At 58.0% G+C, this 23,963-nt stretch carries 24 protein-coding genes; 18 read left to right on the top strand and 6 right to left on the bottom strand.

The genetic code is table 11. The annotated features are described in order from the left end of the window. Window positions 1–80 precede the first annotated feature (80 nt). Both tynA and paaZ read right to left on the bottom strand, forming a co-directional pair. The gene (tynA, locus tag ACMGGX_RS20310; RefSeq protein ID WP_217072907.1) at window positions 81–2,357 is read right to left on the bottom strand and encodes a primary-amine oxidase; all 2,277 of its coding nucleotides are present in this window, start codon (window positions 2,355–2,357) and stop codon (window positions 81–83) included. Between the two features lie 192 nt (window positions 2,358–2,549). After that, window positions 2,550–4,592 carry a phenylacetic acid degradation bifunctional protein PaaZ gene (gene paaZ, locus ACMGGX_RS20315; protein WP_420298857.1) on the bottom strand — a complete coding sequence of 681 codons (2,043 nt, stop codon included), beginning with the start codon at window positions 4,590–4,592 and terminating at the stop codon, window positions 2,550–2,552. Between the two features lie 284 nt (window positions 4,593–4,876). Here paaZ and paaA point away from each other — a divergent pair, with 284 nt between their 5' ends. The 14 genes from paaA (at window position 4,877) to ACMGGX_RS20385 (ending at window position 16,905) form a co-directional block, all read left to right on the top strand. Beyond that, complete coding sequence (gene paaA / locus ACMGGX_RS20320; RefSeq protein WP_063440994.1) at window positions 4,877–5,806, top strand: 1,2-phenylacetyl-CoA epoxidase subunit PaaA; 930 nt, start codon at window positions 4,877–4,879, stop codon at window positions 5,804–5,806. A 12-nt stretch (window positions 5,807–5,818) separates the two neighbouring features. Beyond that, window positions 5,819–6,106 (top strand): 1,2-phenylacetyl-CoA epoxidase subunit PaaB, encoded by a 288-nt coding sequence (gene paaB / locus ACMGGX_RS20325; RefSeq protein WP_003857353.1) that lies wholly within the window; start codon window positions 5,819–5,821, stop codon window positions 6,104–6,106. Window positions 6,107–6,114: 8 nt separating this feature from the next. After that, window positions 6,115–6,861, top strand: coding sequence for a 1,2-phenylacetyl-CoA epoxidase subunit PaaC (paaC, locus tag ACMGGX_RS20330; protein WP_181593213.1), 747 nt, complete (start codon window positions 6,115–6,117; stop codon window positions 6,859–6,861). A gap of 11 nt (window positions 6,862–6,872) precedes the next feature. Continuing rightward, window positions 6,873–7,370: a 1,2-phenylacetyl-CoA epoxidase subunit PaaD gene (gene paaD / locus ACMGGX_RS20335; protein ID WP_058840679.1), complete on the top strand. Its 498-nt coding sequence runs from the start codon at window positions 6,873–6,875 to the stop codon at window positions 7,368–7,370. Between the two features lie 7 nt (window positions 7,371–7,377). Beyond that, a complete protein-coding gene (paaE, locus tag ACMGGX_RS20340) occupies window positions 7,378–8,448 on the top strand; it encodes a 1,2-phenylacetyl-CoA epoxidase subunit PaaE (protein WP_420298858.1) in 1,071 nt (356 codons plus the stop codon). Then, the gene (gene paaF, locus ACMGGX_RS20345) at window positions 8,445–9,212 is read left to right on the top strand and encodes a 2,3-dehydroadipyl-CoA hydratase PaaF (protein ID WP_420298859.1); all 768 of its coding nucleotides are present in this window, start codon (window positions 8,445–8,447) and stop codon (window positions 9,210–9,212) included. The genes paaE and paaF overlap by 4 nt, the downstream gene beginning before the upstream one ends. Continuing rightward, window positions 9,212–10,000: a 2-(1,2-epoxy-1,2-dihydrophenyl)acetyl-CoA isomerase PaaG gene (paaG, locus tag ACMGGX_RS20350; protein ID WP_420299029.1), complete on the top strand. Its 789-nt coding sequence runs from the start codon at window positions 9,212–9,214 to the stop codon at window positions 9,998–10,000. Before paaF ends, paaG begins: the two co-directional genes overlap by 1 nt. A gap of 1 nt (window position 10,001) precedes the next feature. Next, window positions 10,002–11,426 (top strand): 3-hydroxyacyl-CoA dehydrogenase PaaH, encoded by a 1,425-nt coding sequence (gene paaH / locus ACMGGX_RS20355; RefSeq protein ID WP_048977904.1) that lies wholly within the window; start codon window positions 10,002–10,004, stop codon window positions 11,424–11,426. Next, on the top strand, window positions 11,416–11,844 hold the full coding sequence (gene paaI, locus ACMGGX_RS20360; protein ID WP_045399003.1) for a hydroxyphenylacetyl-CoA thioesterase PaaI: 429 nt from the start codon (window positions 11,416–11,418) through the stop codon (window positions 11,842–11,844). Before paaH ends, paaI begins: the two co-directional genes overlap by 11 nt. Next, window positions 11,837–13,042, top strand: coding sequence for a 3-oxoadipyl-CoA thiolase (pcaF, locus tag ACMGGX_RS20365; protein WP_181593209.1), 1,206 nt, complete (start codon window positions 11,837–11,839; stop codon window positions 13,040–13,042). The genes paaI and pcaF overlap by 8 nt, the downstream gene beginning before the upstream one ends. Window positions 13,043–13,069: 27 nt before the next feature. Next, a complete protein-coding gene (paaK, locus tag ACMGGX_RS20370) occupies window positions 13,070–14,386 on the top strand; it encodes a phenylacetate--CoA ligase PaaK (RefSeq protein WP_045399011.1) in 1,317 nt (438 codons plus the stop codon). Window positions 14,387–14,519: 133 nt separating this feature from the next. After that, the gene (gene paaX, locus ACMGGX_RS20375; protein ID WP_248112252.1) at window positions 14,520–15,455 is read left to right on the top strand and encodes a phenylacetic acid degradation operon negative regulatory protein PaaX; all 936 of its coding nucleotides are present in this window, start codon (window positions 14,520–14,522) and stop codon (window positions 15,453–15,455) included. Window positions 15,456–15,464: 9 nt separating this feature from the next. Further along, window positions 15,465–16,061 (top strand): phenylacetic acid degradation protein PaaY, encoded by a 597-nt coding sequence (paaY, locus tag ACMGGX_RS20380; protein WP_023619119.1) that lies wholly within the window; start codon window positions 15,465–15,467, stop codon window positions 16,059–16,061. 100 nt (window positions 16,062–16,161) lie between these two features. After that, window positions 16,162–16,905 (top strand): SDR family oxidoreductase, encoded by a 744-nt coding sequence (locus ACMGGX_RS20385; RefSeq protein WP_420298860.1) that lies wholly within the window; start codon window positions 16,162–16,164, stop codon window positions 16,903–16,905. Between the two features lie 22 nt (window positions 16,906–16,927). Here the strand turns inward: ACMGGX_RS20385 and ACMGGX_RS20390 are convergent, their stop codons facing one another. Further along, on the bottom strand, window positions 16,928–18,160 hold the full coding sequence (locus tag ACMGGX_RS20390; RefSeq protein WP_420298861.1) for a serine hydrolase domain-containing protein: 1,233 nt from the start codon (window positions 18,158–18,160) through the stop codon (window positions 16,928–16,930). A 136-nt stretch (window positions 18,161–18,296) separates the two neighbouring features. Here ACMGGX_RS20390 and ACMGGX_RS20395 point away from each other — a divergent pair, with 136 nt between their 5' ends. Together ACMGGX_RS20395 and ACMGGX_RS20400 are read left to right on the top strand one after the other, a co-directional pair. Then, window positions 18,297–18,779, top strand: a complete 483-nt coding sequence (locus tag ACMGGX_RS20395) for a glutathione peroxidase (protein ID WP_420298862.1) — start codon at window positions 18,297–18,299, stop codon at window positions 18,777–18,779. 93 nt (window positions 18,780–18,872) lie between these two features. Beyond that, window positions 18,873–19,766 carry a hypothetical protein gene (locus tag ACMGGX_RS20400; RefSeq protein ID WP_420298863.1) on the top strand — a complete coding sequence of 298 codons (894 nt, stop codon included), beginning with the start codon at window positions 18,873–18,875 and terminating at the stop codon, window positions 19,764–19,766. A gap of 160 nt (window positions 19,767–19,926) precedes the next feature. On the opposite strand, the gene ACMGGX_RS20405 is transcribed toward ACMGGX_RS20400, so the two are convergent. Together ACMGGX_RS20405 and ACMGGX_RS20410 are read right to left on the bottom strand one after the other, a co-directional pair. Beyond that, window positions 19,927–20,364: a VOC family protein gene (locus tag ACMGGX_RS20405; RefSeq protein WP_348561070.1), complete on the bottom strand. Its 438-nt coding sequence runs from the start codon at window positions 20,362–20,364 to the stop codon at window positions 19,927–19,929. Between the two features lie 82 nt (window positions 20,365–20,446). Then, a complete protein-coding gene (locus ACMGGX_RS20410) occupies window positions 20,447–21,607 on the bottom strand; it encodes an MFS transporter (protein WP_420298864.1) in 1,161 nt (386 codons plus the stop codon). A gap of 130 nt (window positions 21,608–21,737) precedes the next feature. Between ACMGGX_RS20410 and ACMGGX_RS20415 the strand changes: the two genes are divergently transcribed. After that, window positions 21,738–22,274 (top strand): MarR family transcriptional regulator, encoded by a 537-nt coding sequence (locus ACMGGX_RS20415; RefSeq protein ID WP_348561072.1) that lies wholly within the window; start codon window positions 21,738–21,740, stop codon window positions 22,272–22,274. A 24-nt stretch (window positions 22,275–22,298) separates the two neighbouring features. Beyond that, the gene (locus tag ACMGGX_RS20420) at window positions 22,299–23,222 is read left to right on the top strand and encodes a LysR substrate-binding domain-containing protein (protein ID WP_420298865.1); all 924 of its coding nucleotides are present in this window, start codon (window positions 22,299–22,301) and stop codon (window positions 23,220–23,222) included. Between the two features lie 47 nt (window positions 23,223–23,269). Here the strand turns inward: ACMGGX_RS20420 and ACMGGX_RS20425 are convergent, their stop codons facing one another. Next, window positions 23,270–23,740, bottom strand: a complete 471-nt coding sequence (locus ACMGGX_RS20425; protein WP_420298866.1) for a hypothetical protein — start codon at window positions 23,738–23,740, stop codon at window positions 23,270–23,272. Window positions 23,741–23,963: the final 223 nt, after the last annotated feature.

Consider the following 23,963-nt stretch of genomic DNA (forward strand, 5'->3'; position numbering starts at 1 on the left):
GAGGTAGAAATAACTATAATCGGGGAGAGGTATTCAGCAAGAAAATAGATGAAAAACCGGGCATTGCGCCCGGTGCGTTTTTATTTCTGTTCGTCTTTCTTCTTCCCGAGCGTTGGCGTCTCGTCGAAGAAGTTCCACGGTTTAAGCAGGGTATGCACCCATTCCGTCGGCATAATCGGCCACTCTTCCGCGCGGGCGACGTGGGTGGTGCCGGTGGTCATCCAGACCACGTCGTCCTGATCGGTGAGCGACTCGTTATCCTTGCTGTACTGCCCCAGGCCCGTGTCGTGTACGGAGCGGTTCGGGAATTTTCCTTCCGGGTAGAGCTCATCCGGGTGGTAACGAGTCACCCACAGCTGTTTGTCCATAAAGCTCAGGCGATGGTAAATCCACTCGTCCGGGGCAAATTTCGCGCCGGTCGCCACCGGGTGCGTACCGCCCGCGTAAGGGATAATCTGGTACGAGACCGGGTTGCCCATGCGGTTCTCTTTACTGGTGTTGCTCAGCAGCCGAATGGTGCCCGGGTCGAACTTCTGCGCCGCCTGCTGCTCGGTATCAATATCGTACTGATTGATCTGCATGGTGCTGGTGCGCGGGCCACCTGCGGTATTCGGCTTCACTTCCGGATCCATCGCCACCAGCTTGTTGTTGATGCCGTCCACGTCCATATCAAGACGGAAGTTGTAGATGTGCTGGTGCGTGGTGCCCACGATGTTATGGTCGATCAGCGTGCCGTATTTGGTGTCGTCTTTGGCTGTGGCGTCGTGCATGGTTTTCGCCTGAACGCCTTTCACCGCTTCTATACCCGTTGCGCCGGCATCAATGCCGATGGTGCCATTTTCATGGAACACCCAGTCAAAGATGTAATCGTAGTTGCCCACGGTACTCACCCAGCGCACCACCAGCTCGCGGCGCTCGGTGCTGACGTTTGGCTGACCCATCTCCTGATGTTTGTATTCCGGCCCCGCGTAGCGTTCGAAAATGGCGATCGCGCGCGGGATCTCCATCGGCGCGCCGGTGTAATCCGGGATGGTTTCATTGAGCATCACGGCGTTGGACGGCACGTCTTTACCGCGCACCAGCGGTGAGGTCAGGGTGCCCATACCGTAGTCGCCGGAGTCGAGATAGGCTTTAAAGTACCAGCCCACGTCCGGATCGCCGTAAGGAACGATCATGCCGCCGAGCGACCCCTGATACATCACCTGCCGCTTTTTGCCGTTGTCGTTATAGGTGACGGTTGAAATCATCGGGCCGACGCGGGAGTCCAGGCTCAGGTGGAAATCCCAGTTCTGCCAGTGCACCATATCCCCGGTGATGGTGTAGTTCTTGCCTTCCGGCTCAGTGATGTTGAGCGGTTTTTTCGGCGTCTCAACGCGGTCGCGGCCATCATAGGGACGCGGGGTCATGGGAACAGGAACCACGGCGCCTTCTTCAATCTTCTGGATCTTTTTCTGCTCAAGGTCGACCACGGCCACCAGGTTCTCAATCGGGTGCGCCCAGTAGTTGCCGTCGCCCACGTCCAGATAGCTCACCACCTTCAGCAGGCGATCTTCCTGCTTCAGGCCGTCTTTACCGTCGAAATAGCCGACGGTCAGCGGCGTAGTAATCACTTTTTTCGGGTCGGTGATGCCGTGTTTTTTAAGCACCTCGGCGAACTCGGTGCTTTCGTTGATGATCTGCTGAACCGCGGTGAAATCATCCAGCAGCACCATGCCGTGCGCGTCTTTTACCGGTTCCCAGCGCAGGATTTTTTTATCCTTCAGGTCCACCACGCTTTCGATAACGTGCTTGCCATCGAGCATGACGATCTTCGCCTGGCGAGGGGCATCCACTGCCGTACCGTTAAGCACAAAGTCCCACACTTTGGCTTTCTCAGGCTCTGCCAGGGCGATCTGGGTAAAGCGGGTATTCGGTTTAAAGTCCGCCGAGGCTTTCACAATCTCAACGGCCTGCTTAATTTCGTCCGCCGTTAGCGCGTTTAACGGGTGAGGGCGTTTTTCTACCTGGAAGGTCTGATCAAGGCCGGACTGGAAAACGTCGTTGATGAAGGTATCGGAAATAAAGGCTTTCTTGCCTTTCATCACCACCGGCACCTCAAGCCTGAGGGTTTTACCGTTGACGATGGCGGTTTTTGCGCCCGGTTTGACCTTCACAAAGGCACCGTCTTTCGCAATGGTGAACATCTGTGCGTAATCATCCCACTGAACGTCCGCGCCAAAGTCCTGCAGCGTTTTGTCCATCGGGACCATATGCGCCTCACTGCCGTGGGCGAAAACAGGGGATTGCCAGGCGCAACACAGCGCAACGGCCATGGCCAGCGCCGTTCTACGGGCAGAAAAAGAAGAATTGCTTCCCATCGTAGACCTCATCTTGTTGTGTTTATTGTGTTGTGACAGCCTTATCCTGACAGGCCTATGAGAAAAGCGTTTGCCTGCATCTGCCAGGTTATTTGCCAGTCTTGCCAGGTTAAAAAAAGAGCGGGGATAAATCACATGCGCGTGCAGAACAATCCCCTCTCCCCTTTGGGGAGAGGGTCAGGGTGAGGGGCGTTAGCTGAAATCGCCCTGCTGGCGCGCCACCAGCGTCAGGATGGAGTAGAGCGCCACGGCCTGCTGGTGCTGGTTGAAGATCTCAACCGCCCATTCCACCACGCCAGTCGGTTTTTCCTCGGCGGTACGCTGTTTCTTCAGCGTTTTACGTTTGCAGGTCAGACGCACCTGAATGGTATCGCCCGGCTTAACCGGCTCGATAAAGCGCAGGTTTTCCATGCCGTAATTGGCAATAACCGGCCCGACGCCCGCATCAACAAACAGTCCCGCCGCGGCGGAGATCAGGAAGTAGCCGTGCACCACGCGCTCGCCAAAGATCGACTCTGCCGCGCCGATCTTGTCCATATGGGCGTAGAAATGGTCCCCGCTCAGGCAGGCAAAGTTCACGATGTCCGCTTCCGTGAGGGTGCGGCGCGGCGTCAGCAGGCTATCGCCCGGCTGCAGCTCCTCAAAGTATTTGCGGAACGGATGAACGCGATCTTCCTGCACCGTTGCGCCACGCACCCACTGTTTGCCAATGGCGGCCAGCATCGTCGGGCTGCCCTGAATCGCGGTGCGCTGCAGATAGTGCTTCACCGCGCGCAGGCCGCCCAGCTCTTCGCCGCCGCCCGCGCGTCCCGGGCCGCCGTGCACCAGCTGAGGCAGCGGGGAGCCGTGGCCGGTAGACTCTTTTGATGATTCCTCGTTAAGGATCTGAATGCGCCCGTGGGCGCGCGCCGCGCCGGCAATAAACTCGCGGGCAATGGCCTGGTCTGCGGTGACCAGCGTACCCGCCAGGCTGCCGCCACCCGCGCGGGCAAGCTGCATCGCGTGGCGTGCGTTGCGATACGGCATCAGCGTCGCAACCGGGCCGAAGGCTTCGGTTGAGTGCACCGCCGGGGTTTCGTCCGGCTGCGGGCAGAACAGCAGGGTCGGCGGGAAGAACGCGCCCGCGGCCTGCAGATCCGCCTTGCCGCCCAGACGGATCTGGCAGCCAGCGGCGATCAGCTGCTCCACTTTCTCCTGCACGTCCGCGCGCTGTTCGGCGTTGACCAGCGCACCCATCTTCACCCCTTCCTGCGCCGGGTCGCCCACCACCACTTTTTCCAGGCGGGCAATCAGCGCCTTGCTCACCGCGTCAATCTGGTTTTGCGGGACGATAATCCGGCGAATGGCCGTACATTTTTGCCCGGCTTTGGCGGTCATCTCGCGGACCACTTCCCGGACGAACAGCGCAAACTCCGGCTGGTCTGGCGTAACGTCTTCCCCCAGCACGCAGCAGTTCAGGGAGTCGGCTTCCATGGTGAACGGAATCGAATTCGCCACAATATTCGGGTGCACGCGCAGGCTTTGCCCGGTGCTGGCGGAGCCGGTAAAGGTCACCACGTCCTGGCTGTCGAGCTGGTCGAGGAGATCCCCCGCGCCGCCGCAGATCAGGCTGATGGCGCCGTCCGGCACCAGTCCGCTGTCGACGATGGATTTCACCATCGCCTGCGTCACCTGCGCGGTAGCGGTAGCGGGTTTGATGATGGCGGGCATGCCGGCAAGCCAGGTCGGCGCCAGCTTTTCCAGCATCCCCCAGCAGGGGAAGTTAAAGGCGTTGATGTGCACCGCCACGCCGGATTTGGAGGTGAGGACGTGGCGCGCCGCAAAGCCGCCTTCTTTCGACAGCGGGATTAACTCGTCTTCCGGCCACAGCGTGTCATCCGGCAGCTCGCGGCTGCCCAGGCTGGCGTAAGTGAAGAGGGTGCCGATGCCGCCTTCAATATCCACCCAGCTGTCCGCCTTCGTCGCGCCCGTCTGAGCCGACAGGGCATAAAACGTCTCTTTCTCGCTAAGCAGGTGCTTTGCCACCGCCTTCAGCATGGCCGCACGTTCGATAAAGGTCATCTCGTGAAGCGCTTCACCGCCGCGCTCAATCGCATAGCGACGGGCGGCCGCCATGTCCAGCCCTTCGCTGGTCACGCTCCACAGGGCTTCGCCACTGATGGCGTGATGAATAGTGCGTTCGCGGCCCCGGCCAGACTGCCAGGTACCGGACACGAAGCTGGCTAACTGCTGCATCGCTTATCTCCAAATGTTACGTAATTTACTCATTAATACTTTAATCATGAATCATAAAAATCAAGCTGAGTTTTAATGAATTGTTAACATTGTGATCCGGTCTGATGAATTGCAGCGCGCAAAGCGGCTGCTCATAGGGCGTGCAGTAAAAGCCTTGCGAGCAACATCACAAAACCAGGAAACAATTCTTGGGGTTATATTTAACCTTTGTGTAACTTTTAAAAAACAAAGTGATTCAACATTACGCTTTAATTTGCAAACTAACGAATCATAAAGGTGACGACGTGACGCAAGAACAACGGTTTGAGCAGCGCATAGCGCAGGAGACGGCGATTGAGCCTCAGGACTGGATGCCTGACGCCTACCGTAAGACGTTGATCCGTCAGATTGGTCAGCATGCGCACTCCGAAATTGTCGGCATGCTGCCGGAAGGGAACTGGATCGCCCGCGCGCCGACGCTGCGCCGAAAAGCGATCCTGCTGGCGAAGGTGCAGGACGAAGCCGGGCACGGGCTCTACCTCTACAGCGCGGCGGAAACGCTGGGCTGCGCGCGGGAAGACATCTACCAGAAGATGCTCGACGGCAGGATGAAATACTCCTCCATCTTCAACTATCCGACCCTGAGCTGGGCCGATATCGGCGTGATTGGCTGGCTGGTGGACGGCGCCGCTATCGTCAACCAGGTGGCGCTGTGCCGGACCTCCTACGGACCGTATGCCCGCGCGATGGTGAAAATCTGTAAAGAAGAGAGCTTCCACCAGCGCCAGGGCTTTGAGGCCTGCATGGCGCTGGCGCAGGGCAGCGAGGCCCAGCGTCAGATGCTGCAGGACGCCATCAACCGCTTCTGGTGGCCGGCGCTGATGATGTTCGGGCCAAATGACGACAACTCGCCGAACAGCGCCCGCAGCCTGGCCTGGAAAATCAAACGCTTCGGCAATGACGAACTTCGCCAGCGCTTTGTCGATAACACGGTGCCGCAGGTGGAAATGCTGGGCATGACGGTGCCGGATCCCGACCTGCGATTTGATGAAGAGAGCGGTCATTATCGCTTCGGCGAGATCGACTGGCAGGAGTTTGACGAGGTCATCAGCGGGCGCGGCATCTGCAACCACGAGCGCCTGGCCGCGAAACGAAAAGCCTGGGAAGAGGGGGCGTGGGTGCGCGAAGCCGCACTGGCGCACGCGGAAAAACAGCGCGCCCGTCAGGCCGCATAAGAGGAAATAACCATGAGCAACGTCTACTGGCCGCTGTACGAAGTATTCGTACGCAGCAAACAAGGGTTATCCCACCGTCACGTGGGCAGTCTGCATGCCGCCGACGATCGCATGGCGCTGGAAAATGCGCGCGACGCTTACACCCGCCGCAGCGAAGGGTGTTCTATCTGGGTGGTTAAGGCGAGCGAGATTGTCGCCTCCCAGCCGGAAGAGAGCGGTGAGTTCTTCGACCCGGCGGAAAGCAAGGTTTACCGCCATCCGACGTTCTACACCATCCCCGACGGCATCGAGCATATGTGAGGCAAAGAATGAATTCAGTGACTGCCTATGCCCTGCGTCTGGGCGACAACGGTCTGGTGCTTTCCCAGCGTCTCGGCGCCTGGTGCGGCCATGCGCCAGAGCTGGAAATTGACCTCGCGCTCGCCAATATCGGTCTCGACCTGCTGGGCCAGGCGCGCAATTTCCTGACCTATGCCGCGGAGCGGGAAGGCCGGGGCGATGAAGACACGCTGGCGTTTGGCCGCGACGAGCGCCAGTTCCGCAACGTCCTGCTGGTGGAGCAGCCGAACGGCAGCTTCGCCGACACCATTGCCCGCCAGTACCTGATGGATGCCTGGAACGTGGCGCTGTACGAACGGCTGACCCAAAGCAGCGACGGCCAGCTTGCGGCCATCGCCGCCAAAGCGGTTAAAGAGGCGCGCTACCACCTGCGCTTCAGCCGCGGCTGGCTGGTGCGTCTGGGCGACGGGACCGAAACGTCCGCGCAAAAAATGCAGCAGGCTATCGACAGCCTGTGGCGTTTTACGGCGGAGCTGTTTGAAGCCGATGACGTCGAGCTGGCGCTGATTGACTCCGGCGTGGCGGTTGACCCGCGCGTCCTGCGCCAGCCGTGGGAAAGCGAAGTCTTTGCCGGTCTGAATGAAGCCTGCCTGCAGGTGCCCGCAGAGGTGGCGTACCGCACCGGGGGCAAGAAGGGGCTACATACCGAACATCTGGGCCCGATGCTGGCGGAAATGCAGTACCTCCAGCGCGCGTATCCCGGTCAGCAGTGGTAAAGGAGAACGCTATGCAACGCCTCGTCGACATCGCGCCCGCGCAAATCCCGCAGATCTGGTCGCTGTTAAGCCAGATCCCCGATCCGGAAGTGCCGGTATTAACCATCACCGATTTAGGCATGGTGCGCAGCGTGAAGGCGCAGGGGGAAGGCTGGGTCATTGGCTTCACGCCAACCTACTCGGGCTGTCCGGCAACGGAACACCTGCTGGGGGCGATCCGCGACGCGATGACCGCGAACGGCTTTACTCCGGTACACATTGTGCTCCAGCTTGAACCCGCCTGGACCACCGACTGGATGACCGCCGACGCGCGCGAGCGCCTGCGGGCGTACGGCATCAGCCCGCCCGTGGGGCATAGCTGCCACGCGCACGCGCCTGTGGAGGTGAGCTGCCCGCGCTGCGCCAGCACCGACACCGCGCTTATCAGTGAATTTGGTTCGACGGCCTGCAAAGCGCTCTACCGCTGCAACACCTGCCGTGAGCCCTTCGACTATTTCAAATGCATTTGAGGCTGCCATGACAACGTTTCATTCATTAACAGTGGCAAAAGTGGAACCCGAAACCCGCGACGCGGTGACCATTACCTTCGCCGTGCCAAACGATTTGCAGGACGCCTACCGCTTCCGCCCCGGCCAGCACCTGACGTTAAAAACGAAGCTTGGCGGGGACGAGCTGCGCCGCTGCTACTCCATTTGCAGGAGCACCGCCCCGGGCGAAATCAGCGTGGCGGTCAAAGCCATCGACGGCGGGCGCTTTTCCCGCTATGCGCGGGATGAGATCAAAGCGGGCATGGCCCTGGAGGTGATGGTCCCTCAGGGACAGTTTGGCTACCAGCCCCGGGCTGAACGTGAAGGCCACTATCTGGCGATTGCGGCAGGCTCCGGGATCACTCCGATGCTGGCGATTATCTCCGCGACGCTGGCAACCGAACCCAACAGCCAGTTCACCCTGATCTACGGCAACCGCAGCAGCCAGAGCATGATGTTCCGCCAGGCGCTGGCGGACCTGAAGGACAAGTACACGCAGCGGCTGCAGCTGGTCTCCATCTTCAGCCAGGAGCGGCTGGATAGCGATCTGCTCTTTGGCCGTATCGACGGGGAAAAGCTGCAGGCGCTGGCGAAAACCCTGATTAACTTCCGCCAGTACGACGAGGCGTTTATCTGCGGCCCGTCGGCGATGATGGACGACGCCGAAGCGACGCTGAAGGCGCTGGGGATGCCGGACAAATCCATTCACCTTGAGCGCTTTAACACCCCGGGGTCCACCGCTAAACGCGCGGTGCACGTCCAGGCGGAAGGACAGAAAGTGACCGTGCGCCAGGACGGGCGCGATCGCGAAATCACCCTGACGGCGGACGACGAAAGCATCCTGGATGCCGCCCTGCGTCAGGGTGCGGATCTTCCGTATGCCTGCAAGGGCGGCGTGTGTGCCACCTGTAAATGCAAAGTGCTGCGCGGGAAGGTGGATATGGCGACCAACTACAGCCTGGAGCCGGACGAGCTGGCCGCCGGATACGTGCTGAGCTGCCAGTCGCTGCCGTTAACCGCCGACGTGATTGTCGACTTCGACGCGAAGGGGATTGCATGAGCGAACTGACTGTTACCCGTCATGGCCGAGTGCTGCAGCTGACGCTAAACCGTCCGGCGGCGCGCAACGCCCTCAACAATGCGCTGTTGACGCAGCTTGCGGAACAGCTGGAGGCCGCGGCTTCTGACATCGAGATTTCCGTCTGCGTGATTTACGGCAGCGAGCGCTGCTTTGCCGCCGGGGCCGATCTCAACGAAATGGCGGAGAAAGACCTGCCCGCCACGCTGAACGATATCCGCCCGCAGCTGTGGGCGCGGATTAACGCTTTTCCTAAACCGCTGATTGCCGCCGTGAACGGCTTCGCGCTGGGCGCAGGCTGCGAGCTGGCGCTGCTGTGCGACGCGATCGTTGCTGGCGATAACGCCCGCTTTGGCCTGCCGGAAATTACGCTGGGCATTATGCCCGGCGCGGGCGGCACCCAGCGTCTGATTCGCAGCGTCGGTAAATCCCTTGCCAGCAAAATGGTGCTGACCGGCGAGAGTATCCCCGCGCAGCAGGCGCTGAGCGCCGGGCTGGTGAGCGACGTCTTCCCACCAGCGCTGACGCTGGAGTATGCCCTGAAGCAGGCGGCGCTGATGGCGCGCCACTCTCCGCTGGCGCTGCAGGCGGCGAAACAGGCGCTGCGCCAGTCTCAGGAGGTGCCGCTCCAGGCCGGTCTGGCCCAGGAGCGCCAGCTGTTTACGCTGCTTTCTGCCACCGAAGACCGCCGGGAAGGCATCGACGCCTTCTTACAAAAACGCACCCCCGACTTTAAAGGACGCTAATTGTGGAATTTATTCTCAGTCATGTTGAGCAGGGCGTAATGACCATTACGCTGAACCGTCCGGAGCATCTGAACAGCTTTAACGACGTGATGCACCAGCAGCTTGCCGAGTGCCTGAAACAGGCCGAGCGTGATGACACCGTTCGCTGCCTGCTGATCACCGGGGCGGGACGCGGCTTTTGCGCCGGTCAGGATCTGAACGACCGCAACGTCGACCCCAACGGCCCGGCGCCGGATCTGGGGATGTCCGTTGAAACCTTCTATAACCCGCTGGTGCGCCGCCTGGCAAAGCTGCCGAAACCGGTCATTTGTGCCGTTAACGGCGTGGCGGCCGGCGCGGGTGCCACGCTGGCGCTGGGGTGCGACATGGTCATTGCCGCCCGTTCCGCCAACTTCGTGATGGCCTTCAGCAAGCTCGGCCTGGTGCCGGACTGCGGCGGCACCTGGCTGCTGCCGCGCGTGGCCGGACGCGCCCGCGCCATGGGGCTGGCGCTGCTCGGCGACAAGCTCAGCGCCGAGCAGGCGCAGGCCTGGGGGATGATCTGGCAGGTAGTGGATGACGAACAGCTCTCCACTACCGCGCAGCAGATGGCGCTGCACTTTGCGTCTCAACCGACCTTCGGGCTGGGGCTGATCAAGCAGGCGATCAACGCCGCGGAAACCAACACCCTGGACGCCCAGCTCGATCTGGAGCGCGACTATCAGCGCCTGGCCGGGCGCAGCGACGATTACCGCGAGGGCGTCAGCGCCTTCCTGGCGAAGCGCGCGCCGAACTTTACGGGGAAATAAGATGCTGAACATACGGACTGTCGCCGTGATTGGCAGCGGCACGATGGGCGCAGGGATTGCCGAAGTCGCCGCCAGCCATGGGCATCAGGTGCTGATCTACGACATCTCCAGCGACGCGATATCGCGGGCCATCGACGGGATCCGCCAGCGTCTGGCCTCCCGGGTGACGCGCGGAAAACTCTCCGCCGATGCCGGGAGCCAGATCCTCGCCCGGCTGCTTCCGGTCACCGATATCGAGGCGCTCGCCGCGGCCGATCTGGTCATAGAAGCGGCCTCAGAGCGTCTGGAGGTGAAAAAGGCGCTGTTTGCTCGGCTGGCTGAGATCTGCCCGCCGCAGACGGTGCTGACCAGCAATACCTCCTCCATCTCCGTCACGGCGATTGCGGCGGACGTCCACCACCCGGAGCGCGTCGCAGGGCTGCACTTCTTCAACCCGGCGCCGGTGATGAAGCTGGTGGAGGTGGTCAGCGGGCTGGCGACCTCTCCGGAAGTGGCCGACGCGCTGTGCGAGCTGGCGCTGAACTGGGGCAAACAGCCCGTTCGCTGCCAGTCAACGCCGGGGTTCATCGTCAACCGCGTCGCGCGTCCGTTTTATTCCGAAGCCTGGCGCGCGCTGGAAGAGCAGGTCGCCCCGCCTGAGGTGATTGATGCCGCCCTGCGCGACGGCGGCGGTTTCCCGATGGGGCCGCTGGAGCTGACCGACATGATTGGTCAGGACGTGAATTTTGCGGTGACCTGCTCGGTGTTTAACGCTTTCTGGCAGGAGCGTCGTTTTCTGCCTTCTCTGGTCCAGCAGGAGCTGGTGCTGGCGGGAAGGCTGGGCAAAAAGAGCGGGAAGGGCGTCTACGACTGGCAGGGTGACAAACCCGCCGTGCAGTGGGTGCCGGCCGTTAACGACAGCTACAGCCCGATGCGTGTGGAAAGAAGACGTGACGGTGTCACCGAAATTGATGATGTGTATCTGATCGAAACTCAGGGCGAAACCGCTCAGGCGCTGGCGCTGCGGCTCAACGGCCCGGTGGTGGTGGTGGACCGCATTGAGCGCGACGTGGCGGTGATTGCGTCGGCCGCCAGCAACCCGCACACCGCGACGCAAAAGGCCATCCGCTACCTGCAGCAGCAGGGTAACCGGGTGGTGCAAATTGCCGATTATCCCGGCCTGCTGGTCTGGCGCACGCTGGCAATGATTGCCAACGAAGCGCTGGATGCCCTGCAAAAAGGGGTCGCCAGCGAGAAGGACATCGATACCGCCATGCGCCTGGGCGTGAACTACCCGAGCGGGCCGATCGCCTGGGGCGAGCGTCTGGGCTGGCAGCGCCTGCTGACGCTGCTGGAGAACCTGCAGCGTCATTACGGCGAAGAGCGCTATCGCCCCTGTTCACTGCTGCGCCAGCGTGCGCTTCTGGAGAGTAGCTATGAGTCATAACGCCTGGCATAACGCCCGCGCGATGTACGAACGGGACGCCTGCGCGCAGGCGATGGGGATGGACATTGTCGACATGGATGAAGGCTACGCGGTGGTGACCATGACCATCACTCCGCAGATGCTTAACGGCCACAAAACCTGCCACGGCGGACAGCTTTTTTCGCTGGCAGACACCGCCTTTGCCTACGCCTGCAACAGCCAGGGGCTGGCGGCGGTAGCCTCTGGCTGCTCGATTGATTTTCTGCGTCCGGGCTTTGCCGGGGACACGCTCACCGCCACCGCGCGGGTGATGCACCAGGGCAAACTGACCGGCGTGTACGACATTGAAATCCAGAACCAACAACAGAAAACCGTCGCCCTTTTTCGCGGGAAATCTCACCGCATCGGCGGCAGCGTGACAGGAGAGGCAGATGCGTGAAGCATTTATTTGTGATGGCGTTCGAACCCCGGTGGGGCGCTACGGCGGCGCGCTTGCCGCAGTCCGAACCGACGATCTCGGTGCCGTGCCGCTGCGCGCGCTGCTGGCCCGCTATCCCCAGCTCGACCTCGAGCGGATCGACGACGTGATCTTCGGCTGCGCCAACCAGGCGGGGGAAGATAACCGCAACGTAGCGCGCATGTCGTCCCTGCTGGCCGGGCTGCCGCAGACGGTGTCCGGAACCACCGTTAACCGCCTGTGCGGATCGGGTCTTGATGCGATTGGGTTTGCTGCCCGCGCCATTAAGGCGGGCGATGGCGAGCTGCTGATTGCGGGCGGCGTGGAGTCGATGTCCCGCGCGCCGTTTGTGATGGGCAAAGCCACCGCCGCGTTTCAGCGTCAGACGGAAATCTTTGATACCACCATCGGCTGGCGATTTGTGAATCCGCTCATGCATCAGCAATTCGGAACTGACAGTATGCCGGAAACGGCAGAGAATGTAGCTGAATTGTTAAATATCGGCCGTGCCGATCAGGACGCGTTCGCGCTGCGCAGCCAGCAGCGTACCGCGCAGGCGCAGCAGAACGGCATTCTGGCGCAGGAGATTGTGCCGGTACCGGTGCCGGGCAAAAAAGGGACGGTCACGGAGTTCTGCGTGGATGAACATCCGCGCGCGGACACCACGCTCGAACAGCTCGCCGGGCTAAACACGCCGTTTCGTAAGAACGGGGTGGTCACGGCGGGAAACGCCTCCGGCGTCAACGACGGCGCGGCGGCGCTGATCGTCGCCAGCGAGAAGATGGCGCTGGCGCAGGGGCTAGTCCCGCGCACGCGGATCGTGGCGATGGCGACGGCGGGCGTGGAGCCGCGTCTGATGGGGCTCGGCCCGGTCCCGGCCACCCGCAAGGTGCTGGAGCGCGCCGGACTCAGCATTAACGATATGGATGTGATCGAGCTTAACGAAGCTTTCGCCTCGCAGGCGCTGGGCGTGCTGCGTCAGCTGGGCCTGCCGGATGATGCCGCGCACGTCAACCCGAACGGTGGCGCGATTGCGCTGGGCCACCCGCTGGGCATGAGCGGTGCCAGACTGGCGCTGGCCGCGAGCAACGAACTGCACCGACGCGGCGGGCGCTACGCGCTGTGTACGATGTGCATCGGTGTGGGTCAGGGCATTGCCATGATCCTTGAGCGTGTTTGAGCATAAAAACAATGTGAGTACCCTACAATGACAAATACAACAAAGCTTGATCCGATTGAAACGGCCTCCCTTGACGAGTTACAGGCGCTGCAGACCGAGCGTCTGAAGTGGACGCTGCATCACGCCTACAGCAACGTGCCGATGTACAAACGCAAGTTTGACGCCGCGGGCGTTCACCCTGACGATTTCAAAGAGCTGGCGGATATCCGCAAATTCCCGTGCACCACCAAGCAGGACCTGCGGGATAACTATCCTTTCGATACCTTTGCCGTGCCGATGGAGCAGGTGGTGCGTATTCACGCCTCATCCGGCACCACCGGCAAACCGACCGTTGTCGGCTATACGCAGGGCGACATCGACAACTGGGCCAATCTGGTGGCCCGCTCCCTGCGCGCGGCGGGCGGCAGCGCGAAGGACAAAATTCACGTGGCGTATGGCTACGGCCTGTTTACCGGGGGGCTGGGGGCGCACTACGGCGCAGAGCGTTTAGGCGCGACGGTGATCCCGATGTCCGGCGGCCAGACGGAGAAACAGGCGCAGCTGATCCGTGATTTCCAGCCGGATATGATCATGGTGACGCCGTCCTACTGCCTCAACCTGATTGAGGAGCTGGAGCGCCAGATGGGCGGCGATGCCAGCGGCTGTTCCCTGCGCGTGGGCGTCTTCGGCGCCGAGCCGTGGACGCAGGCCATGCGTCGCGAAATCGAAAAACGCTTAGGCATTACCGCGCTGGATATCTATGGCCTCTCCGAGGTGATGGGGCCGGGCGTGGCGATGGAGTGTATCGAAACCGTCGACGGCCCAACCATCTGGGAAGATCACTTCTACCCGGAGATCGTCAACCCGAACGACGGCACGCCGCTGGATGACGGTCAGCAGGGCGAACTGCTGTTCACCACGCTGACCAAAGAGGCGCTGCCGGTGATCCGCTACCGCACCCGCGACCTGACGCGCCTGCTCCCGGCCACCGCGCGCAGCATGCGCCGCATGGACCGGATCAGCGGGCGCAGTGACGATATGCTGATCATCCGCGGCGTCAACGTCTTCCCGTCGCAGCTGGAAGAGGAGATCGTTAAGTTCGAACACCTTTCTCCGCACTATCAGCTGGAGGTGAACCGTCGCGGGCATCTTGATTCACTTTCCGTGAAGGTGGAGCTAAAAGAGAGTAGCCTCACGCTGACGCACGAGCAGCGCTGTCAGGTGTGCCACCAGCTGCGCCACCGCATTAAGTCGATGGTGGGGATTTCCACCGACGTAATGATTGTTAACTGCGGCAGCATCCCGCGCTCGGAGGGGAAAGCCTGTCGGGTGTTTGATTTGCGTAAAGCCGCGGCCAACGGTTGAGTTTCCCTCACCCCAGCCCTCTCCCAAAGGGAGAGGGTGTAAAAAGTTCCCTCTCCCTTTGGGAGAGGGTTAGGGTGAGGGGCTATCCCAGAATCCTGTGCTATGATTCATCCAGGACAAAAATAACAACAGAATGAATCACATGAATAAACTCGACGCCTTTATCCAGCACGCGGTCAGCTCCGTACCCGTCAGCGGGACCTCGCTTATCTCCTCGTTATACGGTGACGCGCTTTCCCATCGCGGCGGTGAGATTTGGCTCGGCAGCCTGGCCGCCCTGCTGGAAGGCATGGGGTTTGGCGAACGCTTCGTGCGCACCGCGCTGTTTCGTCTCAACAAAGAGGGCTGGCTGGACGTTTCCCGCATCGGGCGTCGTAGCTTTTACCGCCTGAGCGATAAGGGGCTTCGCCTGACGCGTCGCGCGGAGAATAAGATTTACCGTGCGGAACTGCCCGCCTGGGACGGCAAATGGCTGTTGCTGCTTTCCGAAGGTCTGGATAAAACCACCCTTGCCGACGTCAAAAAACAGCTGATCTGGCAGGGGTTTGGCACGCTGGCGCCGAGCCTGATGGCCTCGCCGTCGCAGCATCTGGCGGACGTGCAGTCTCTGCTTCACGATGCCGGCGTGGCGGAAAACGTGATCTTCTTTGAAGCCCACTCGCCGCTGGCGCTCTCCCGCGCCGCGCTGCGTTCGCGCGTAGAAGAGTGCTGGCAGTTAACAGAGCAAAACGCGATGTACGAGTCCTTTATCAACTCGTTCCGGCCGCTGCTGCCGCTGCTGAAAGAGGTAGCGCCCGAGGAGCTGACGCCGGAACGCTGTTTCCAGATCCAGCTGCTGCTGATTCACTTTTATCGTCGCGTGGTGCTGAAAGACCCGCTGCTGCCGGAAGAGTTGCTGCCCGCTCACTGGGCGGGACAAAGCGCCCGACAGCTCTGCATTAATATCTATCAGCGTGTCGCGCCGGGGGCGCTGGCGTTTGTCAGCGAGAAGGGCGAAACCTCCGTGGGCGAACTGCCCGTGCCCGGCACGCTTTACTATCAACGCTTTGGTGGTCTTACAAGCGCATAAGGAGCGAAGATGCCAGTTTATCAAATTGACGGTCTGACGCCGGTCGTGCCGGACGAGAGCTATGTTCACCCGACGGCGGTGCTGATCGGGGACGTGATTCTGGGCAAAGGCGTTTACGTCGGTCCCAACGCCAGCCTGCGCGGAGATTTTGGCCGTATCGTGGTGAAAGACGGCGCCAACATTCAGGATAACTGCGTGATGCACGGCTTCCCGGAGCAGGACACGGTGGTGGAAGAGGACGGGCATATCGGCCACAGCGCCATTCTCCACGGCTGCGTGATCCGCCGCAATGCGCTGGTGGGCATGAACGCGGTGGTGATGGACGGCGCGGTCATCGGTGAAAACAGCATCGTCGGCGCGGCGGCGTTCGTGAAGGCGAAGGCGGAGATGCCCGCCAACCATTTGATTATCGGCAGCCCGGCCAAAGCGATTCGCGAACTCAGCGAGCAGGAGCTGGCGTGGAAGCAGCAGGGCACGCGGGAGTATCAGGTGCTGGTGGAGCGCTGCAAGCTCACTATGCACCAGGTGGAGCCGCTGCGCGAGGCTGAGCCTGACCGGAAACGGCTGACGTTTGATGAGAATTTAAGGCCGAAGTCGGCGGTGTAGGACGGGAAGTTCGCGCCACGGCACTAACGGGAAGATGTTACCCGCCTCATCATGCTATTAATCCTCGATACAGACTCATCACGACAGAGGACGCAGAGTTATGCTGAGGGGTAAAAGAGCTGTTATCACGGGTGGCGGCGGGGGATTTGGTCAGGCGCTGTGCGTCTGGCTTGCCCGAGAGGGCGTTGAAGTGAATTTTAGCGCCCGTCGGGCGGTGGATATTCAAAAAACCTGCAGCCTCATCGCGGCTGAAGGTGGTGAGGCGAAAGGGTATCTCTGTGATTTAGCCCTGCCGGAATCCATTTCTCAGTTTTCTTCGCAGGTCTTACATTCAGACAGGCCAATCGATATTTTAATTCTGAATGCTGCTCAGTGGTTGTCAGGGACAATAGACGAACATTCGAGCGCAGAAATCTTCAATACCGTCAGTTCAGGCCTGACAGGTTCAATCCTGCTAACCCAGGCAATGCTTCCGGGTTTAAGACGCTCAGACAGTGCAGACATCATTGCGGTTATCTCTGCGTGCGGTATTCCGAACTTTACAGATTCGATTGCCCATCCCGCTTTTTTTGCCAGCAAACACGGGCTCAGCGGCTTTACAACGAAACTGTCAGAACACTTATCTAAAGAAAACATTCGGGTAACCGGATTATATCCGCCTGATTTTGAACTGACCGGTTTAGATGCGCATGTCGATAATCAATCAAGGATGGGGGAGCGTCTGGTGAATGGATGGTCAATCTGGGAAACGATTCGTTTTGTACTGACTCAGCCTCGAAGTTGCCATATTAGTACTATCTACTTTCAGGGGCCGACTCGCGAAGATCTTGCGCATCAGGCCTGAATCTGACGGCGGGCGTTCACTACTATTGCTGATAAACGCGTTTTGGAATCCCATTAATCGCAAAGCGGCTGCCAGGGCTCTGGCTGTCCTTTTTCGCCATATCCATTAATAGCGCGATGCCAATGTAATTACTCCAGTTAAAGGTATTTTGCAGTACCACCACCGCATTGCCTTTTTCTTTGTCATAGCCGATAAAGCTGGAGTAACCGCCGATATAGCCGACCTGATAGGTGATTTTTTCCAGACCGATAAAGTCGGTGGTCCAGGCAATACCCTGTACTCCGTCGGGACGTTGAATATCGGTATTTCTCACTTCGGCAAAGACGCTGTCCAGCAGGGGACTGTGGGTCGTCGATACGTGATAGCGGGCATAGGTCGCCAGATCTTCGGCGTTGCTGTATAAGCTCGCTGCCGCCACCATGTTGTTGGAAAAATGCCAGTCCGGGGTGAGCTGCCCGCGCGGGATAAATTTCGGCTGATCGCCCGCATGGCCGAGCGCACGCTCCGGGTATCCTTTTAGCTGCTGGGGAATAAAGCTGCTGTTAGCCATTTGCAGCGGACGGAAAATATAGCGCGAGGCTAAACTCTGGATATCTTCGCCGGTTTTGTGCTTAAGGATATAGCCGATCAGGGCGTAGCCGGTATTGGAATATTGCGGCACTTTATTCTTTGGCGCCCGCCAGTCAGCGAGGTAGCGCAGCACGTTATCGCTATCCAGCTCGCTATAGAAATTTTCGCCCGAGCTTAAATAGCTGATGAATTTTCCAAGCATCGGAACATCCATATTCTGACGCGGCAGGCCGGATGTGTGGGTTACCAGTTCAAGCAGGGTAATTTTTTGTGCATCCGCGCTAAGCGGCGTCCCTAGAGGTAGCAATGTTGCCAGGTTATCGTTCCAGTTCAGTTGCCCTTCATTCACCAGACAAGCCACCACTTCCGCCGTGATCCCTTTGCTGAGCGAGCCGAGCGCAAACAGGGTGTCGGGCCTGACCGGATAGCGATTGACCGCATCGGTTACGCCCCAGGTGTAAAACTGCGGCGAGCCGTGATTATGGATCACCGCGACCGTCATCCCGGGAACGGATTTTTGCGCCATGTAGTGACGCACCACGCTGTCAACGTCGCCATCCAGCGAATCATGGGTGAGAAGTTCCTGAGTACCTTCCGGGGAGGACATCTGTGAGAGCGTGCCACAACCGCTGAGGAGTGGGAGAGTAAGCAGAAGCCAGCGAATATTTTTTGTTATGTTCTGCATACCTGGTAGCGAGTGTGGTGGTCATTGGCGCGCCGGGAATGTATCACAAATAGCCTGCCTGAATGTAAACTTTCTAAACGGCGGCGGCCCTGTTGATGGTCACCGCGACTTTTCGGCCTGCTTTGAGGATTTCAGTATGACTCGCTTTTATCAACTTACTGCCACACGTCTGGATGGGCAGCTTATCTCAATGGCCGACTATGCGGGAAAGGTGGTTTTGGTCGTGAATACCGCCAGCCAGTGTGGCTTCACGCCGCAATATGCTGGTCTGGAAGCGCTATACAAGAAATACGCCGATCAAGGATTAGTGGTGCTGGGCTTCCCCTGTAACCAGTTCGGCAAACAGGAACCCGGCGGCGCCGATGAAATCTCGAAAACCTGTTACATCAACTACGGCGTGAGTTTCCCGATGTTTGAGAAGGTAGAGGTTAACGGTAGCGCAGCGCACCCGCTGTTTCGTTATCTGAAAAACGAATTGCCCGGCGTGCTGGGTGAGCGGATCAAGTGGAACTTTACTAAGTTTCTGATCGGCCGCGACGGTAAACCACTCAAGCGTTTTGCTCCGACGACTACGCCAGAGAAAATGGAGAGGGCGATTGTGGAGGCTTTGGGAGTATAGGTGTTGGGGGTAAAACTTGTTATAACTATTTATTCAGTTCCGCATTAATGGAGTAACATATGAAAAATTACAATTTATTCCGAAGAGGAAGCTATGAGTAACAAAACTAGTTTTAATAATGGTATTGAAGTAATCAACTCTTTTTTAAATTTGTCTTTCAAATCCGGGATTGCACTTGGTGGCGCAGTTTTTATTTTTTACTGCTGGCGTATAGGGTATTTCCCTCAAGATGCTTCAGTCGGTGATGGTTTGTTGTTGATATTGCTGGCAATTTCCTTTGGTGGTTTGTATATTTTTTTTATTATGTCTTTAACAAGTCTTGGTATTGTTTTTAGACCAGTGTGGCATGGATTTCAAAGGTTGTTTTTAGTACTGTTGAAGGCATTTAACAAACTCTCTGGGAAAAAAATTGAGTACCATCCATTTACTATCGAGAAAGCTCGCATTGAATTTTTCTTTTTTGCCATGTTTGGTCTTTTTTTTGTTATATGGTTTAGCCGTCTTGACATAAAAATATTGTGGACTTTAACATTGTGTGTATGGGGTAGTGCTTTGATTTGGAGTACTTATTTACAAAATCATCGTGATATTTCTACACTTGAGCACAAGGAAATACCTACGGACGATGATATCAAAAGATTGAGGAATTTAAATAGCACACAACCATTCTTAGTCGTAATTTTCTTAACACTTCCGTTATTAGTGGGGGGCGTTACAGGAGAGCTATTAGATGGGGCGATGCGATTGGCTAATATTCGTAAGGATGTGGCGGTAGTGCATATAAAAGAACCATATGTTACATATGCTGTTGAATACGGTTTGATTGGTGAAAAAAGTGCTTTTGGGAGTGATTTTTCTAAATACAGAGATATCACCATTTTGTTTGATGGGCTTGGAAGAAATGTTGTTATTGAAATGAAAAAAGCAACAGGCACTGTTTCATTTGCCATCCCTTCAGATCATATATATATAATACAAAAGAAATAGGCTGATTTTGTGTTTTCACCCTCTTGCGTGAGTAAGTGAAAAAGGATTGTTAACACTGAGAGGGTGCTAATTTAAGACTTGTTAAAAGGTATTTATCAAAGTCTGCTCCTCGTTCAAAGCGGATACCTCCCCATACAATTCCGAGTCCCGCAAAACCCCATTACCCCCGCAGCCACGGCGTAATCGTCAGCCCGGTAAGCAAGCCTTCCGGGCTGAGCAGGCGAGTGACGGTTTGCCCCCACGGTTCCGTGCGGTTAGCCACCAGCAGCCGATAGCCTTTTTCACTCAGAACGCGGGTAGCCCCGCCCAGATCCTGAACCTCGTACTCGACCCATCCCTGCGGTATCGGGTGCTCAACTGGCCACTGTTCCTCTCCAAAACAGGATGCTGCCGCCTGTGCGAGCGGCCAGACGGCGAAATGCTTCACGCCTTCCAGCTGGCCCTCCTCAGTGAGCAGATATTCGGTATTCCCCTCCATCGGCTTCAGCGGAAGGCCGAGTGTCTGGACATAAAACGCGGTGCTGGACTCAGTATCCCGCGAAATGGGCCCGAACCCGGCGACGAACAAGACATCAATTTCCGGTAACGTCTGCGACATACCCACTCCTGAATGAGGTGAAATTCACACTGAATTTATCTTACGATCGGCGCAAATACGACCCTCAATTCTGGTATCGCGTTCACCGTGCCTGCACGTCCACGACGGGTTTAAAATTCAGCGCGATAACGATCAGCAGCACGACTCCCGCACTCATGATCAGCCATGCGCTGGTCAGCGAGACCGAACTGTCGCGAACAATCCCCGCAATTAATGGCATAAGCGCGGCAATCATGTATCCGCCACCCTGAACTTTAGACAGCAACTTTCCGGCCTGCGCGGGCGTTCGTGCATGATCGAACGTGACGATGAGCGACAGCGGGAAGAGGGCGCCGATCCCGGTGCCAAGCAGCAGCGTGGATAATACAGGCGTCGTACCAGGCGCAAAGACCAGACACAGTAATCCCGCCAGCAGCAACAGCAATACGGCGATCAGCGGAACGCGACGATCGGGGAATTTACCGATCAGCGCGGAGACGGCAAACCCGGCGACAACCTCGGTTAACGTCAGCCAGGCCAGCATGTAGCCGCTGCTGCGTGCGGACCATCCCGCCTGAATGTAAAGCGGGGGCAGCCAGGCCAATACCAGCGTGTAGGCGCCCGTTCCCACGCCGAAAAAGAGCAACAGTAGCCCTGTGCGAGAGGACGAGAGCGTAACGGTTTCGTGGGCTGTTTTTTCCTCCTGAGGATGCTTAACCAGGGTTAACCACAGTATCAGCGCAAGCAGCGCTAACAGCCCGGCCATTGCCAGCGCGGGCTTCAGCGTGAGCCATGAGAACATCGGCTCTGCGCTGGCGGCGGCGACTGCCGCTCCGGCCATAATGCCCGTGCTGAAGAGCGACATCACCGTGCTGGCCGTTTGCGTATATTCCTTTTTTATCAGGGCAGGCATTAACGCCTGGATCGTGCCTATGCTGGCCCCGCCCAGTAACGCGGTGCCCATAAGGCTCTCCGGCGAGGCGCTAAAACCGCGCAGCAAACAGGCCGCAAGCAGGATAAAGAGCGCGAGCATAATGCCCCGAACGGCGCCGACTCGGGCTAAAAGCCAGGGGCCACACAGGGCGGCAAGCCCCATCATCGCGACCGGCAGGGTGGTCAGCAGGCTGAATTGTGTAGCGGTCAGTCCCGCTTCGCGCTGCAGCACGGAAAACAGCGGTCCGACAGAAGCCAGAATGGGGCGCAGGTTCAGCCCGACGATAAAAGCGATAACGGCGAAGAGTAAAGGCGACGTGCGTTTCAACATGGAGTCCTTTTCGGTTGTGAATGGCCAGGGCAAATTGCCACGAGCATTTATCTTAACGTTAAGATAAAATGCGTTTTTGCGTAAGATGTACCGCACAACAGGATAAATTCGCACGCCATCAGGGGTGAAAATGCAAGACCATGTAGACTTCGTTGTCGGCCAGTGGAGCCGCGCTATGCCGGAGCTGGACGCCTCGTCGATGAAAATTTTTGGCCGAATGCTCCGCCTGATGAAGCATCTGGGAAAAGAATGGGCGGAGGCGATGGCGCAGTTTGGTTTTCGCGAGGGCGAGTTTGACGTGCTCGCCACGCTGCGTCGCGCCGGTGAGCCGTACTGCCTTTCACCCACGCAGCTCTATAAATCGCTGTTGGTAACCTCAGGGGCGATGACGAACCGGCTCAGCCATCTCGAACAGCAAGGGCTTATCAGGCGAATTGCCGATCCGGATGACAAGCGCAGCACCCTCGTAAGCCTGACGCCGCAGGGGCAGGAGCGTATCGAACAGGCGCTGATCGTGCATACACAAACGCAAAATGCGCTGCTGAGCAACTTGTCTGACGCGCAGCGCGCGCAGCTTGAGTCCCTCCTCAGGGAGCTGCTGATGACGTTCCCGTCTGAGGACCTGAACGACAAGTCACTGACTGCCGATAATACAAACACTGCATAGCTAAACCTCACAGAAAGGGAACGTATGTCTTTACCGCCACTGTATGCGCTGCGCGCTTTTGAAGTTGCCGCGCGGCTGAACTCCTTCAGCAAAGCGGCTGAAGCACTGAATATCACGCCTGGCGCGGTCAGCAGGCATGTCAGGACGCTTGAAATGTGGTTCGACTGTGAGCTCTTTAAACGCCAGGGGCCGCGAGTGGAGGTCAGTGATGCCGGACGTATTCTGGCCGGACAGCTCAGCGAAAGTTTCTCGAATATTGAGTGGGCCTGTCGCGCATTCAGAAGCGAAAACCACCTTCTGCGCCTCAAAGCCCCCAGCACCCTGACGATGCGGTGGCTGCTGAATGTGCTTAAATCCTTTCGCGAGAACCACGCGAAGCCAAAAATTGAAATTGCCAGCGTCTGGATGGACTTCGACACCGTTGACTTCAGCCGTGAGCCCTACGATTGTGCGATCCTCCTCGGTAATGGCTATTTCGGCGAGTCAACGGAAAGCAGGCTGCTCTTCAGTGAATGGCTCATTCCGGTTTGTACCCCGTCGTTGCTTGAATCTGCCCGGCATCAGCTTGCGCAGTGCGAGCTAATTCATCCCTCTCAGGACAGACGGGACTGGAAGCGCTGGCTGAAAAGAACGGGGTCATTCCCCGGACTCGACGTAAGTCGAGGGATAGTATTCGACACCCTGGAGCAGGGAAGTCTGGCTGCCATGCACGGTCACGGCGTGGCGATAGCCGATCTCCGCCTCACGCTCGACGCGCTGAAAAGCGGCCTGCTCGCGCTGCCCTTCAGGGAAGCTATCGCAACCGGCGATGGCTATTACCTCGTCTGGCCGAAAAACTCGCTCAGAAGACAGAGTATTGAACGGTTGCTGGCGTGGCTTAACCTTAACGCGCCGGTAGTACCTTCTTTGAATATCGTCTGCCTTGATTACAATGAAAATCGGGTTTAATAAATAGCGGAATATTAATTGTGGGATATTCCGCAGATTGAGCGTATTTATGCGTAGGGAATATTCGCCATCTTTTTATATCTTTCCGGCAATGCGCTGTTCAGGCTAAGTAATTTATCCAGAATATAAAGCGCAGGCGTTCCCTTTGCTCGCTCGGCGTCGATCAGCGCAGTGCGTAACAGATTGGCAGCCGAGGTCATGTCACGGAAATACTCCTGCGATTCACGCGTCTGAGCTTCGCCTGAGGCGGCGTAACGCACCTTTGGCCAGTCCGCAAAGTCCAGCAGCGGAAGGAGCCCATCCTCTTTTGGTAAATGCGCTGAGAGCAACTCTTCGGCGTTACCCGGATTGCTTTGGGCGAAAGAGAGAAGGTGCAGTCGATGGATGAAAGGCGATAGCGCCTCAGCGCGATCGCTATCTGACAAAAGTAACGTAATGAGCGCATGTATATTTTCACCGGCGGTGTTTTTTTCAGGTGAGATCGTTTTCATTAGATGAAATAAAACATCGAGTGTCATAGGGGCTCCATATATATATTATTTGAATTTTGTTATCAATTTCTGGTCAGCAATATACCAAGGATGAAGGGATGGTATTTCAATGCGGTTACGTTTGAAAAACGATAAATAGTGGAAGTCAATGTGAGTTTTACTCAATGTGGGATGATGATCCATTATTCTTCACACTACCTCATGGGTACGCATGAGGAACTGGACTCATTCATTAACTTATTGTTAATTA

It is taken from the genome of Enterobacter sp. BNK-29, from assembly GCF_048684785.1.
Classification (GTDB): domain Bacteria; phylum Pseudomonadota; class Gammaproteobacteria; order Enterobacterales; family Enterobacteriaceae; genus Enterobacter; species Enterobacter cloacae_M.

What these genes read in the sequence shown, in the direction of transcription:
- tynA (WP_217072907.1), bottom strand. Translation starts at nt 2,357, where the DNA reads ATGGGAAGCAATTCTTCTTTTTCTGCCCGTAGAACGGCGCTGGCCATG.
- paaZ (WP_420298857.1), bottom strand. Translation starts at nt 4,592, where the DNA reads ATGCAGCAGTTAGCCAGCTTCGTGTCCGGTACCTGGCAGTCTGGCCGG.
- paaB (WP_003857353.1), top strand. Translation starts at nt 5,819, where the DNA reads ATGAGCAACGTCTACTGGCCGCTGTACGAAGTATTCGTACGCAGCAAA.
- paaC (WP_181593213.1), top strand. Translation starts at nt 6,115, where the DNA reads ATGAATTCAGTGACTGCCTATGCCCTGCGTCTGGGCGACAACGGTCTG.
- paaD (WP_058840679.1), top strand. Translation starts at nt 6,873, where the DNA reads ATGCAACGCCTCGTCGACATCGCGCCCGCGCAAATCCCGCAGATCTGG.
- paaE (WP_420298858.1), top strand. Translation starts at nt 7,378, where the DNA reads ATGACAACGTTTCATTCATTAACAGTGGCAAAAGTGGAACCCGAAACC.
- paaF (WP_420298859.1), top strand. Translation starts at nt 8,445, where the DNA reads ATGAGCGAACTGACTGTTACCCGTCATGGCCGAGTGCTGCAGCTGACG.
- paaH (WP_048977904.1), top strand. Translation starts at nt 10,002, where the DNA reads ATGCTGAACATACGGACTGTCGCCGTGATTGGCAGCGGCACGATGGGC.
- paaI (WP_045399003.1), top strand. Translation starts at nt 11,416, where the DNA reads ATGAGTCATAACGCCTGGCATAACGCCCGCGCGATGTACGAACGGGAC.
- pcaF (WP_181593209.1), top strand. Translation starts at nt 11,837, where the DNA reads ATGCGTGAAGCATTTATTTGTGATGGCGTTCGAACCCCGGTGGGGCGC.
- paaK (WP_045399011.1), top strand. Translation starts at nt 13,070, where the DNA reads ATGACAAATACAACAAAGCTTGATCCGATTGAAACGGCCTCCCTTGAC.
- paaX (WP_248112252.1), top strand. Translation starts at nt 14,520, where the DNA reads ATGAATCACATGAATAAACTCGACGCCTTTATCCAGCACGCGGTCAGC.
- paaY (WP_023619119.1), top strand. Translation starts at nt 15,465, where the DNA reads ATGCCAGTTTATCAAATTGACGGTCTGACGCCGGTCGTGCCGGACGAG.
- ACMGGX_RS20385 (WP_420298860.1), top strand. Translation starts at nt 16,162, where the DNA reads ATGCTGAGGGGTAAAAGAGCTGTTATCACGGGTGGCGGCGGGGGATTT.
- ACMGGX_RS20390 (WP_420298861.1), bottom strand. Translation starts at nt 18,160, where the DNA reads ATGCAGAACATAACAAAAAATATTCGCTGGCTTCTGCTTACTCTCCCA.
- ACMGGX_RS20395 (WP_420298862.1), top strand. Translation starts at nt 18,297, where the DNA reads ATGACTCGCTTTTATCAACTTACTGCCACACGTCTGGATGGGCAGCTT.
- ACMGGX_RS20400 (WP_420298863.1), top strand. Translation starts at nt 18,873, where the DNA reads ATGAGTAACAAAACTAGTTTTAATAATGGTATTGAAGTAATCAACTCT.
- ACMGGX_RS20405 (WP_348561070.1), bottom strand. Translation starts at nt 20,364, where the DNA reads ATGTCGCAGACGTTACCGGAAATTGATGTCTTGTTCGTCGCCGGGTTC.
- ACMGGX_RS20410 (WP_420298864.1), bottom strand. Translation starts at nt 21,607, where the DNA reads ATGTTGAAACGCACGTCGCCTTTACTCTTCGCCGTTATCGCTTTTATC.
- ACMGGX_RS20415 (WP_348561072.1), top strand. Translation starts at nt 21,738, where the DNA reads ATGCAAGACCATGTAGACTTCGTTGTCGGCCAGTGGAGCCGCGCTATG.
- ACMGGX_RS20420 (WP_420298865.1), top strand. Translation starts at nt 22,299, where the DNA reads ATGTCTTTACCGCCACTGTATGCGCTGCGCGCTTTTGAAGTTGCCGCG.
- ACMGGX_RS20425 (WP_420298866.1), bottom strand. Translation starts at nt 23,740, where the DNA reads ATGACACTCGATGTTTTATTTCATCTAATGAAAACGATCTCACCTGAA.